This is a genomic window from Rossellomorea sp. LjRoot5, from assembly GCF_964253455.1.
GTDB lineage: Bacteria > Bacillota > Bacilli > Bacillales > Bacillaceae_B > Rossellomorea.
Genome location: NZ_CAXUQN020000001.1, coordinates 1,062,526 through 1,075,611, shown reverse-complemented (window position 1 = coordinate 1,075,611; position 13,086 = coordinate 1,062,526). Strand labels below are relative to the sequence as shown.

General features: G+C 45.1%; 10 protein-coding genes. 2 read left to right on the top strand and 8 right to left on the bottom strand.

What is annotated here, in order from left to right; all coding sequences use genetic code 11:
* Window positions 1-131 precede the first annotated feature (131 nt).
* Window positions 132-2,288 (top strand): cell division FtsA domain-containing protein, encoded by a 2,157-nt coding sequence (locus tag ACSQ2E_RS05470; protein ID WP_435989616.1) that lies wholly within the window; start codon window positions 132-134, stop codon window positions 2,286-2,288.
* Between the two features lie 46 nt (window positions 2,289-2,334).
* Here the strand turns inward: ACSQ2E_RS05470 and ACSQ2E_RS05465 are convergent, their stop codons facing one another.
* From ACSQ2E_RS05465 to ACSQ2E_RS05450, 4 genes are all read right to left on the bottom strand, one after another.
* Window positions 2,335-2,892: a YtxH domain-containing protein gene (locus ACSQ2E_RS05465; protein ID WP_435989615.1), complete on the bottom strand. Its 558-nt coding sequence runs from the start codon at window positions 2,890-2,892 to the stop codon at window positions 2,335-2,337.
* A 943-nt stretch (window positions 2,893-3,835) separates the two neighbouring features.
* Window positions 3,836-4,150 (bottom strand): bacillithiol system redox-active protein YtxJ, encoded by a 315-nt coding sequence (gene ytxJ / locus ACSQ2E_RS05460; protein ID WP_435989614.1) that lies wholly within the window; start codon window positions 4,148-4,150, stop codon window positions 3,836-3,838.
* 122 nt (window positions 4,151-4,272) lie between these two features.
* Window positions 4,273-4,755, bottom strand: a complete 483-nt coding sequence (locus ACSQ2E_RS05455) for a YtxH domain-containing protein (RefSeq protein WP_435989613.1) — start codon at window positions 4,753-4,755, stop codon at window positions 4,273-4,275.
* 16 nt (window positions 4,756-4,771) lie between these two features.
* Window positions 4,772-5,284 carry a DUF948 domain-containing protein gene (locus tag ACSQ2E_RS05450; protein ID WP_435989612.1) on the bottom strand — a complete coding sequence of 171 codons (513 nt, stop codon included), beginning with the start codon at window positions 5,282-5,284 and terminating at the stop codon, window positions 4,772-4,774.
* A 199-nt stretch (window positions 5,285-5,483) separates the two neighbouring features.
* Between ACSQ2E_RS05450 and ACSQ2E_RS05445 the strand changes: the two genes are divergently transcribed.
* Entirely contained in the window at window positions 5,484-6,599 is a 1,116-nt protein-coding gene (locus tag ACSQ2E_RS05445; RefSeq protein WP_435989611.1) for an aminopeptidase, read from the top strand.
* Between the two features lie 94 nt (window positions 6,600-6,693).
* On the opposite strand, the gene murC is transcribed toward ACSQ2E_RS05445, so the two are convergent.
* The 4 genes from murC to ACSQ2E_RS05425 all read right to left on the bottom strand — a co-directional run bounded on the left by murC (window position 6,694) and on the right by ACSQ2E_RS05425 (window position 12,849).
* Entirely contained in the window at window positions 6,694-8,007 is a 1,314-nt protein-coding gene (murC, locus tag ACSQ2E_RS05440; RefSeq protein ID WP_435989610.1) for a UDP-N-acetylmuramate--L-alanine ligase, read from the bottom strand.
* Between the two features lie 159 nt (window positions 8,008-8,166).
* A complete protein-coding gene (locus tag ACSQ2E_RS05435; protein ID WP_435989609.1) occupies window positions 8,167-8,823 on the bottom strand; it encodes a hypothetical protein in 657 nt (218 codons plus the stop codon).
* An 8-nt stretch (window positions 8,824-8,831) separates the two neighbouring features.
* On the bottom strand, window positions 8,832-9,935 hold the full coding sequence (locus tag ACSQ2E_RS05430; RefSeq protein ID WP_079532871.1) for a nicotinate phosphoribosyltransferase: 1,104 nt from the start codon (window positions 9,933-9,935) through the stop codon (window positions 8,832-8,834).
* A 109-nt stretch (window positions 9,936-10,044) separates the two neighbouring features.
* On the bottom strand, window positions 10,045-12,849 hold the full coding sequence (locus ACSQ2E_RS05425) for a DNA translocase FtsK (RefSeq protein WP_435989608.1): 2,805 nt from the start codon (window positions 12,847-12,849) through the stop codon (window positions 10,045-10,047).
* Window positions 12,850-13,086: the final 237 nt, after the last annotated feature.

The following is a 13,086-nucleotide window of genomic DNA, read 5'->3' as shown; positions in this document are numbered from 1 at the left end:
TTTGATATTGAAACTTATTATAATAGAACACATCGAAAATGTCACTATAATATTCTTTATTAATTAGACGCTTTTAAGCGCTAAAGTGTTTTAGTATTGTATGAGACTAGGCTAAAGTGGGTGAACACGAATTGAAAAAAAAGCAAAAAATCTTTGCATTGGATATTGGAACCCGATCGGTTGTCGGAATCATTTTGGAAGAAATAGACGGAATATTTCAAGTTTCAGATATATTAATAGAAGAACATAAGAAAAGGGCCATGCTCGATGGACAGATTCATGATGTACCCGCTGTTTCGGAGGTCATCTCCTCCATCAAAGAACAATTGGAAAAGAAACACGGCCCCCTTTACAAAGTGTGTGTCGCAGCTGCAGGACGCGCACTGAAAACAGAAACTGCCCTTTCAACGTCAACTATCAAGGGGAAACCCCTTCTACAGAAAAACGATGTCCTTCATCTGGAACTGAGCGCCGTTCAGCAGGCACAGGCAGTTGCTGCAGAAAACGAGAACAATTCGAAGGGCTATCATTATTATTGTGTTGGGTACTCCGTCCTTTTTTACCGGCTGGATGGCGAAGAGATCGGCAGTCTGATCGACCAACAGGGAGATGAAGCAAGCGTCGAAATCATCGCGACCTTCCTGCCCCGTGTCGTTGTAGACTCACTGATTGCAGCACTGACACGGTCTGGACTTGAGATGGAAGCACTGACACTTGAGCCCATCGCTGCCATCAACGTGCTCATTCCTGAATCCATGCGCCGGCTGAACGTTGCGCTGGTTGATATCGGGGCGGGAACATCGGATATCGCCATCACCAATATGGGCACGGTCATTGCCTATGGGATGGTGCCGACAGCTGGTGACGAAATAACTGAAGCGATCAGTAACGAATTATTGCTTGATTTCCCTTTGGCGGAACAGGCGAAGCGGGATCTTCAGTCTTCAGAAGAGATTACGGTGACCGATATTCTCGGGTTTGAAACGAGTTTCCCTTCACATGAAGTGGTAGAGAAAATCTCCCCTTCTGTGAATCGGCTGGCCGGTGAGATTTCTAATGAAATCCTGCGCCTGAACAACGGAAAACCGCCACAGGCCGTCATGCTTGTAGGGGGCGGCAGTCTGACACCCGGCCTCCCGGTACAACTGGCTTCATCCCTTGAGTTGCCTCCCAATCGGGTGGCGGTAAGAGGCGTGGACGCGATTCAGAACGTGACTGTATCAGATGAAGTGACAAAGGGACCTGAACTTGTCACGCCGATCGGGATTGCCATTGCAGCGAAGCAGGCCCCGGTCCAATATGTCACGGCGTATGTAAATGACCAGCCTGTCCGCTTATTCGAAGTCAAAGATCTGACAGTAGGCGACTGTCTCCTTGCTGCAGGATTAAAATTAACCAAGTTGCATGGCACACCTGGAAATGGTTTCTTTGTTACCGTCAACGGACAGGACATCACGTTACCCGGTGGTCACGGCGAGCCGCCCCTCATCGAAAAAAATGGCCACCAGTGTGCACTGGACGGAACGATTCAGAATCATGACCGGATTTCGGTTCAGAAAGGGAAAAACGGATCATCCCCCCATGTGACGATCGGAGACCTTGTGGATCCTTCCTCATCGAAACAGATTGTCATAGACGGGAACCCGTATCTTCTCTCCCCTCTCGTCTACAGGAATAATCAAGTTGCACGTTTGGAAGACATCATTTGTGACCGTGATTCGATCCGTATCGAATTGATCGATACCCTCCAGGACCTTCTGACCCATTTTGGCTACAACGAATGGATGGGGGGTACCAAGCCTTATCGAATCTCCATCAACGGAGTGGATACTTTCTTCCCAGTCTATTCCGGAAGGTTATTGATAAATGGGATGAAGGTTAAACACTCAGCTAAAGTCAAGAATGGAGATGTGATCTCATACAAACCCGGTGTCTCCCCTACGGTAAATGAACTTCTTATTAAGAAGCAGTTAACAGTGGCTAAAGCAATCACGATCACGTTTAACGGCCAAGAATTGAATCTTCAGAAAGAAAGCAGCAGCATCACCCGGAATGGCATCAAGCTCGCAATGGAAGATCGTTTATTCCCTGGTGATTCCATCCTGATAGAAGAACAGCATGCGGGTTCATTTATCTTTCAGGACTTATTTAATGCGGTGGAAATCAACATGCCCGCTCATTCAAACGGAAGCTTTGTCCTATTGAAAAATGGAGTGGAAACGACATTTTACGAAGAAATTGAGCAAGGTGACGACCTGGAAATCATCTGGCCACAAGCCTCCCGTTAATAAATCTCAAACAACAAAAAAACTGGCAATTACGCCAGTTTTTTTGTTATTTTGATCCAACTTGACCCGGAATACTGCTTGTACGGTTCGTTGGATGAATTGCCTGATCTCCAGATGTGGAAGTAGAGCTTGTCCCAGACTGTGACGAAGTGGAGTCTCCAGTCACTTCTTCTCCCGCTTCTTTCACTTTGCTGCCGATGTCCTTTAATTCTTCTGCCGCTTCTTTTGTCGAGGCAATCATTTCAGTTGAATCATCTTTGATTTGATTGACTTGATCCACCACATCGTCATTCACCTTTTCGTACAGGTTCTGCGCGTCGTTGATGGCTTCTTTCAACACATTGGACGCTGTTTTCAGGCGGTCCTGCCAGTTATTCACCACTCCTGAAGGATTTTCTCTTACCTTGGCAACCATCCCCATTGTAGAGTCCTTCATGTCAGATGTTCTTGTTGTCACATTTTTTCTCGTTGTTTTATCCAGCATGGCAAGAGCTCCACCTACTACGGCTCCCATCACCATTCCTTTAACTAACTTGCCGCTTCTTTTTCCATTCACTTTCGCATTATTTCTAGTCTCAGTTTCATAAGGTACAGGCTGTGTCATAAATCGTTCCTCCATTTATCTATTTTTTATTCTTATAAGTTACCTTCCCTGTGTGAAGCTAAATAAACGTAAAGGGAGTAATTACCAAATATTTTCAAATAAAAAAAGAGACTGGGACAAATGTGTTTAGTCAAAAGAAAATCCGAACAATCATTCGAAATTCTTTTTTGAAAATCGAAACTGTTCGGATTGATTATTTGACTGTATACGTAATTGTTACTTTTGGATGTAGTAAGTAGAGGTTGATTTCCGCTGCAGGTGCTCGCTTTCCGCGGGGCGTGAGTTGAGCCTCCTCGGGCTTTGCCCTGCGGGGTCTCAAGATCCAGCTACGGTGGCTAGCCCCTCGAGGTCATAAGCTAAATGGTCCAAGAAGGCACAAAGACGCCTTCTTAGCCCATTCATCTTATGCTTGTCGGGGCTGAGCAAGCCACCTCCGCTTTTCAGGCTTTCCCGCGTTTCCCGCAGGAGTCGAGCACCTTCCGCTCCAATCAACTTTCGAAGCGTAAGTGTTTCACTATAACATTGTAATGTCGAGATTGCTTCACCATTGCCCAACTCTTATTCTATTAGTTGCAGTGACCGTATGCGTTTATTATATAAATTCTCTTTCTAACCTGATGTGAATGACTCATTTTGCTTCGACAGACCCAAAATAATCGAACATTCGAAAACTATAGTCTGTGTACGAATAACACAAACCTTGATGAATGACCCTTTTATTATTATTGCTAAAGCACATTCAGTATATATAGCAGGATCTAGCTTTTGATTGGAGTGCAAGACGAAGACTCCTACGGGAAAAGCGGAATAGGTGAGACCCCGCAGGAACGACAGTGACGAGGAGGCTCGCCTTCCGCCCGAGGAAAGCGAAGTCTTGCACGGAAATCAAAAGCGGTGTAACAAGTAGAGTCCATGGAATTAGTTATATCCCAGTCTCATTCCCTTATAGTTTGTCCAGTTCGCTTTCGGTGATTTTCCAGTGTGAGGCATTCCAGCCGGGTTTTCCTTCTATGAAGAGGAAGGCTTGAGGTGATTCGTGGCGGATGCCGTATTTTTCGGCGATATGCTGTGACAGTTCCCTTGATTCTTGGACGGCTAGATAGTAGCCATCTTCCTCTTCATGCTTGTTCAAAAATGCCTGGTATTCGGTAAAGGCATTCGAGCTTACAGGGCAAGTGAGGCTGTGTTTCATAAAGAAGAAACGCGGGTTTGTCTCGGAAAGCGTTTCAAATTCCTGAACAGTATCAATTTTTTTCATGTATTCCATACTTCCTTTCACAATTGTATTGGTTCCGTAGCCAAAGCGATTTATAGACCTTTTCTTTTCAACAAAAAAACGGTGAAGTCATCATATCACTTCACCGCCCTTTGAATCAATGATTATTGATTGTACGTTTTTTCAGTTTCGTCAAAAGCTTTCTTCGTTTCTTCGAGCTTCTGATTCACATCTTCTGTTTCATCAACAGGTGTCGTTCCCGCTACTGAAACTGCTGGAACCTCTTCATTTGTTTCTTCCAGTTCATTGTTATTAGAGCGGTATGTTTTCAGCTTCCCAACCACATTGTTGGACTGCTCTTGTACGGATTTTGTTAGGGTAGAAGATTTTTCTTTCGCCACTGCTGCAAGCTCATTGCTCTTCTCTACAGCTGTGTCTTTCCACTGACCTGTCTTTTCCTTCAGGACAACAGTTTTCTCATTGATATCATGGCGGAGGTCTTTACCGGATTTCGGGGCCATTAGAAGGGCTGCTGCAGCTCCCACGATTCCCCCGATCAGTGTCCCGATCATGAAGTCCTTTGAGTTGATGTTGCTGCTATCGTTGGTCTGGTTCTGATTTTGGTTCTGATTGTACTGTTGAGTCATGTTAAAATTCCCCTCTCTAATTGTTATAAGATCTTGCTCTTTTAACTAATTTTTCTCGAGTTCGAACTTCTTTGGATGTTTGGTTTGGAACAGCAACATCATGTTGTTTTGGCTGTTTTTCCTGTTTTTGTTTCCATTTGTCCTTTAACTCAATAAATGCATTTCCCCATTGCACCACCTGCGAAATCTTTCCTTGGTTGCGCTCCAGTTCAGTTGAAATGGAAGTACTTACCTTCTTCACCGAGTTATTAAGGTTCTGGATGGAATGCCCTACATCTCTTACCGCATAAACAACTGTGTTCAGATCCTCAGACTTCTTCTGGATATCCTCAGCCAATAAATTTGTTTTATGTAGTAATTCTGTAGACTCTCTTGTTACTCCTTGAAGCTGGCTCTCAAGGCCGGTCATTGTCGTTGAAACGCTGTCTAATGTAGAGCCCAGGGACTTCAAAGTCTTCATTAAACTCATTACCAAAATGAAAAATGCAACTGCTATGACAGCTACGCTTAGATAAAGAATGATTTCCATATGACACACCTCCATGTATAGGAACTCTTTACCCTTATGATGAACAAATAAACATTATACTAGTATTTCTTCCTCCCCAAACCATTTTCCTGCATAAAAAAATAATTTTTTCTTGTTTTAGCATTTCACATTTTGGTTATCTCATCCCTCCACATTTTAGGGTACAATAATAAGGACTACATATAAGGGGGAAATAAAAATGAAAGATCCACGCATTGATAAACTGGCAAAAAATTTAATTCAATATTCTGTGCAATTACAGCCTGGAGAAAAAGTGCTGATCGAAAACTTCGGATTGCAGCGTGAACTGGTGACGGCACTCGTTAAAGAAGCGTATGCAGCCGGAGGACATCCTTTCGTATCCATCAAAGATCACGCAGTCGACCGCGCATTATTAATGGGCGCGCAGGAAGAGCAATATGATATGATCGCAAGCTTCGAAGCAAATGTCATGGAGCAGATGGATGCGTATATCGGTTTACGTGCAGGTGATAACATCAGCGAACAGTCAGATGTGCCGGACGAAAAGATGAAGATTCATGGAAATACGATCGGGAAGAAAGTACATAGGGAAATCCGCGTTCCTAAGAAGAAGTGGGTCGTGCTCCGCTACCCGACGGCATCCATGGCTCAACTCGCCAACATGAGCTCAGAAGGCTTCGAAGACTTCTACTTCGATGTATGCAACCTGGATTACAGCAAAATGGACAAAGCGATGGATAACCTCGTTGAACTCATGAACAACACAGATAAAGTCCGCCTTGTCGGAGAAGGGACGGACCTTACTTTCTCCATAAAGGACATTCCTGCTGTGAAATGTGCGGGACGCCTGAACATTCCTGATGGCGAGGTGTACAGCGCACCTGTGAAAGATTCGGTGAACGGCGTGATTTCCTACAATACGCCATCTCCCTATAACGGATTTACGTTCGAAAACGTCAAATTGACATTCAAAGAAGGAAAGATTGTCGAAGCCACTGCGAACGATACAGACCGGATCAACAAAATCTTTGATACGGATGAAGGAGCACGATATGTAGGGGAATTCGCCATCGGCGTGAATCCATTCATCCAGCATCCGATGCAGGACATCCTCTTTGATGAAAAAATCGACGGCAGCTTCCACTTCACACCGGGCGAATGCTACGAAGAGGCCTATAACGGAAACCACTCGAATATCCACTGGGATATGGTAATGATCCAGCGTCCTGAATATGGCGGCGGCGAAATCTATTTCGATGATGTATTGATTCGAAAAGATGGAAGGTTTGTCATTGAAGAGCTTGAAGTGTTGAATCCGGAGAATTTGAAGTAAGAGAGTTGAAGCCACCGTCAGGGTTATGACGGTGGCTACTTTTGTCAAAACATAAAAAACCGGCTCCCACAGGAACCGGTTTTGTCTATTAATACTATTCTTTTAATTGTTGCTCAAGCTTCTGTTCATAAGCTTGTTGGAACTTTTGAACGTCTCCCGCCCCCATGAAAATCAGTACGGCGTTTTCATGTTTGAGTAAAGCGGTCGTATCTTGTTCGTCTATGATTTCGCATCCTTCAATCTTACTTTCAAGATCGTGGATGGAAAGTTTCCCGTGGTTTTCCCGTGCGGAACCGAAGATTTCACATAAGTACACTTTGTCCGCAAGACTCAGCGTCTCGGCAAACTCTGTCAAGAAGGTCTGCGTACGTGTAAATGTGTGAGGCTGGAAGACAGCGATGATTTCTTTTTCCGGATATTTCTGTCTTGCAGAGTCAACGGTTGCCCTGATTTCAGTCGGATGATGGGCGTAGTCATCAATCAGGATCTGTGAGCCTACTTCTTTTTCAGAGAAACGGCGCTTGACCCCTTTAAATGTGCTTAATCGTTCTTGAACGATTGCTGTATCAAGCTCTTCATAATGACAAATGGCAATGACGGATAAGGCGTTCATGATGTTATGGTCACCGAATGTCGGGATTTTGAATGCGGCATAAAATTCATTGCGCACAAACACATCAAATGATGTCCCCGTTCTGTCCCGTGATACGTTTCTCGCCTGGAAGTCGTTCTCCTCGGCAAAGCCGTAAAACACCACCGGTACCTGTGCCTGGATTTTTTGTAACTGCTCGTCATCCCCGCATGCGATGATTCCTTTTTTCACCTGCATGGCCATCTCCTGGAAAGCAGAGAAGACGTCATCCACATTGGCAAAGTAGTCGGGATGATCGAAGTCAATGTTCGTCATGATGGCATAGTCTGGGAAATATGACAGGAAGTGTCGTCTGTACTCACATGCTTCGAATACAAAGTAATTCGCATCCACTTCGCCTTTACCGGTTCCATCCCCAATCAGGAAGGAAGTCGGCTTTGCCCCACTGATGACATGCGCCAGTAAACCGGTCGTCGACGTTTTTCCGTGAGCACCCGTTACCGCCACACTTGTGAATTTCTGCATGAAATCACCAAGAAATTTATGATATCTGGTCACTGGCAGTCCTTGTTCAACGGCTGCTTGTATTTCTTCATGGGTGTCAGGGAAAGCATTCCCTGCGATCACATGCATATCCCCTCCAATGTTTTCTTTTTGGAAAGGTAGTATTTTAATATTTGATTCATCCAGAGCCTTCTGAGTAAAGAAATACTTATCTACGTCAGATCCTTGGACCTCGTAGTCCATATCATGGAGTATCTGGGCTAATGCACTCATGCCCGACCCCTTTATTCCTACGAAATGATATATCGTCATAATAGAACCTCCAACAATCGTCTATCTAAAAGCATTATATGAAATGTATATTTACTTTGCCATCGGTCTTTAGCTTTCGATATGTGAGTTTAGAAAAAAGCGTACTTTCTTCAACTTGAAACATTATATCATTTTTTGAAATCCCTGACCATGTAGAAGCTACGAAAGACTGGGCAGGATGAAGTTTGGTGCTTCTTCTTTTAAGAACGTTCTCCATAATACCCCAGTTTCTTGATTCATTTGACTATAATGTGTTTGTAGATTTGCTATCACGTCCATTGATTTCACGGGAAAAACAGGACCTAAGATCCACTGATGAACGACCAGCGGGACTTTCCTCACGAAATAGACCTGTCCTTCAATCATTTCCTTTTCTATCCAATCAGGGTTCATTTTAACAATCACTTCTTCTCCCTGAACGATTGTGTGGCAACGTACGGTCCGTCCTTCTGCCCCTTTGACTATGACGGGTTCCCAGGCAGCCGTCAAAATAACGGCACCAAGGAGTTTGGTTGATTCCTGAAGGGGATGTGACTGAAGGAATTGAAAGAATAAGGTCTGACCCTTGATCGTCTTATAATCAAATAGAAACCATTCTTGAAACAATTCCTCCACTCCAGCCTCTAGCCGTGCCTCATCGTGTTGAAGAAACCGTTTGGAGAACATCATTTTAGCCCGTACTTTTTCTCTTATATTCGTTTCCTTCAAAGCGTACTCATACGCTTTCCTGTAGAGGCCCTCAATATGATCTTCTGCGATTTTCTGTTTTTTCTGCCTGAACCGTTCAAGATCTAACGTGCTTTCCTGCTCTTGCATGCTCTCACCTATTCGAATTCTACTTTTTCCAGACGGGGGTTCGGACGAAGCTTCCTTCCTGCCTTAGCTTCCGGGGAACCGTCGATGACGACGTTGTCCCCTGTAAATCCTACATGGATCTTCAGAAGACTGCTTCCGACTCCGTACATATCGACTGGAACTTGATTTTCCTCAAACTGGCGTATGCGGTCTTCATTAAAGCCGCCCGACACGACAATCTTGACGTGGTGGTACCCTTCTTCGTCCAAAGCATCTCTCAATGCATTGATGAGCTGCATATTGACCCCGCGCGGATCAAAGGTTCCAAGCACATGCTGATTACGAAGGAAATATTTATCGATCATCATTCTTGATGTATCTACCCTTACCCCTTTTAATTCCTGGCCAAACTCTCTTGCGACCTTCAATGAGTCAGTAATGACATCATTATTGTAATCGACCAGGGTGATGAGCTCGTCTTCGGGGAACGTTTCCTTGTACGCTTTCGTCGCCTCTACGATATCCCCATTGAATAATTGAATGAGGGCATGAGGCATGGTTCCCATCCCTTTTTTTCCCCACCATTCATTCATGGCGTGGGTAGCCTGGGCGGTAGAGCCTCCTATGAAGGCTGCATACCCGTCTCCCGCCTGTTGGGTAAAATGATCGTCCCGGTCTCCCATGAAGATGACGGGCTTCTGTTTACCCGATAAGGAAGCAGCTTTCATCACATTGTAAACGCTTGTCGCAACGGACGTCCTTCTCGCCAGGATTCCGTCGATGATGCCTTCTAAATAACCAAAGTCCTGATAGCGGCCCTTGATGGTCAGCACGGTTTCAAACGGAGAGATCTGGTCTCCATCCTTTAAGGAATGGATCTCAAGATTCTGCGGGTTATCAGCGAATGTATGCAGAAGGGCGATGACTTCATCTGTTCCACAAATCACGGCATGTGTCTTTTGAAAGAATTGCATGGTGATGACTGCATCCGGTTTATGTTTCTTGGCAATTTCCTTCGTTTTTAAAAAATAGACAGCTGAGAACCAGCCATCCTTGATTCTTTCATCAAACTTGAATGTATGATTGGTCAACCTGTTGAGTTTCCCTTGAAGTTTCAATTCGATTTCTTTCATCACTAGTGCTCCTTATGGCTCTTTCTACAAAAAAAGAATAGGTATTCTGTTTATATCCTCGACTTGACAGATATAAACAGAATACCATGTATTAAATATTTGTACTAGTCTATGCGAGTGTCTCCAATTCACTTTCGGAAATGAGGACATCCCTTGGTTTACTGCCTCTGGACTCGGAAATGATTCCATTACTCTCCATCATTTCCATCAATCTTGCGGCCCGGTTGTAACCGATTCTGAATCGGCGTTGCAGACTTGAGGCCGACGCCCCACCCTGATCGACGACAAACTCACATGCCTCTAAAAACAAGTCGTCCTCTTCCTCGGTAACCTGCGCTTTCTTGATCAATTCATCCTGTTGGAAGAGGTAATCAGGTTCCCGCTGATCCCTTACATGGCGGATGATGTCATCGATCTCGTCATCGGATACGAACGTGCCCTGCAACCGGACCGGTTTGGATGAACCATTCTCAAGGAATAGCATATCTCCTTTACCGAGCAGGCGTTCTGCACCGCTCCCATCGATGATCGTCCTTGAGTCGACGCTTGAGGAAACGGAAAATGCGACCCTTGTCGGAACATTCGCCTTGATCAAGCCTGTGATGACATCCACAGAAGGACGCTGAGTGGCAATGATCAAGTGAATTCCGCAGGCACGTGCCTTCTGGGCAATACGGCAAATGGCTTCTTCCACATCTGCCGGAGACATCATCATTAAATCCGCGAGCTCATCGATGACAATCACCAGGTATGGAAGCATGTCGCTGTATTGTTTATTCCGCTTGGCCAGTTCATTGAAACGCTTGATATCCCTTACTCCTGTGTGGGCAAATAATTCGTATCGTCTTTCCATCTCCTCCACAGCCCATTTAAGGGCGGCGGTCGCTGCTTTGACGTCAGTGATCACCGGGCTCACCAAGTGAGGGATCCGGTTATACGGTGCAAGCTCGACCATCTTAGGATCAATGAGGAGCATCTTCAATTCATCCGGAGATGACTTATAGAGAAGACTGACGAGAATCGAATTGATACATACACTTTTACCCGAACCGGTCGCTCCGGCGATGAGACCATGGGGCATCTTGCTCAGATCCGTCACGATGGGCTGACCGGAAATATCCAGTCCGAGGGCCGCGGTCAATGGTGAAGACGGCTCCTGGAACGCAGGACTTGCAATGACTTCACTGATGCATACCGGACGGCTCTCCCTGTTCGGCACCTCGATCCCGATAGTGTGTTTACCCGGAATCGGCGCTTCCATCCGGATATCCTTGGCTGCCAGGCTCAGCTTGATGTCATCTGTCAGATTCGTAATCTTATTGACTTTCACCCCTGGTTCAGGTTGCACTTCAAAACGTGTGACCGACGGCCCCTGGGTGACATTCACCACTTTTGCCCTGACGTTGAAATTATGAAGGGTCTCGTCGAGTAATAGTCTTTGAGAATCCAGCCACTCTTCGCTCATTTCCTTGGATACTGGCGGCGTCAAATAATCCACTTTCGGGAAGACATAGTCTCTCGTCCGTTTCGATGACGAGCTTAATTCACTGTAGCTCTTGACCGCTTCTTCTCCTTGTACCTGCATCTGTTGAGACGGCTTTTCTTCTGGGCGCTGCACGTCTTCAGCAGGTTCTTCAACACGTGCCTCTTGAACGGGAGGTGCTGTTTGTTCAGTGGTCCTTTGTCTCTCCATTGAAGGGGAACCTTCCGGACGTACGGACGAATTGCGGGTATCCATCTGCCGTTTATCTTGTTTAAGCATTAAGACGTTAAAAGGAAGATGTGATCTCTTTCGTCTTTCCGGTTCTTTCTTGATTGGTTCTGAAGGTACCCCTGTTTCAGGTTCTTCGTCTACGGACCTTTCTTCAACAAGCGACTGTTCTTCATTGACAGGCTTCTCATAAACAGCCGGAACTTCTTCATCTGCCGATTCCCGGACTCCTGTTTCTTGATGCGGATGAGCCGTTTCGTCAGCAGTTATCTCTTCTACGGGTTCGGCTGACTCCGTTGTTTCAAATGGAAGGGACGGACCTGCCTCTTGAACGGTATCTTGATGCACTGACATATCCGATTCTTTTTCAGCATGTTCCTGCTCCGGTTCGTTTACCGTTTCGTTTATAAGTGAAATACGGTCACTTGATGTAGTCGGAATGTCCACTATTCCGTCGTCACCTTGTACTGTTTCATCATTCCGATTCGCTTGAAGCTCTTTAGGTTGAACCGGATGTTCAACTGGTTGGCTGCTTTCTTCCGCTTCTTCGGTAAGCGGCTGTACAGGGGATTTAACCTCTGGCTCAGTAGCAATGACAGACGCTTTTTCTACGGAAGGGAGAGATTCCTCTACTATTGATAGAGCCTTTTGATCGAGTACTCCTTCTTTTCTCTCTTCTTCATTATGTAAAAACTTATTCAGCTCATATTCGACACTTTCTTCTTTCTTAACTGGTCTCCCTCTAAAACCATAGATGGGCGACGGAATCTCCGTTGGCGTAAACGGCCGGCTATTTCCTTTTTCCACCTTCGTCACTTTTTTTGTCTTAACGGGTGTGGACTGATTCTCTTCTTTCCATTTCCGGTTGATCGAAGATTGAGTTCGATTCTTCGGCTGCCGCTGCTCCTGCTCTTTAGGCTTTTCTCTTTCTCTTTCTTGATTCCTTTGTGTTCTCCGCGGACGTTCTCTGTTTTCCCCGTCTGATATCCCGTCTGATATAAGGGGAAATCTGAAATTCCCTTTTGGGTATTGATAGGTCATCCTTGCTTCTACATCTCGTGAATGATTTGGCCCTGCTATATGTTTACGTTCAGCCTTTGTCGGTTCGAGCTGCTGAACATCGTTGTGGTTTTCATCATAGTACTCTTCAAATTGTTCATCATTATCTGATAATTTACCAAATATTTTTTTAATCCAGCTCACAAATATCACTCTTTCTTTCATACTTACTTTTTATTTTATCAGTTAAAGAGAAAAATTCGAGTCATTTCGGTAGAATAAGAGAATTGTTAAAGGATTGTGTCGAAATATACATAGGCGTAAAGAGAATGTAATACGTAGATTTGTCACATAAGTGAGTGCTTGGTTGATTTCCGCTGCAGGTGCTCGCTTTCCGCGGGGCGGGAGTTGAGCCTCCTCGGGCTTTGCCCTGTGGGGTCT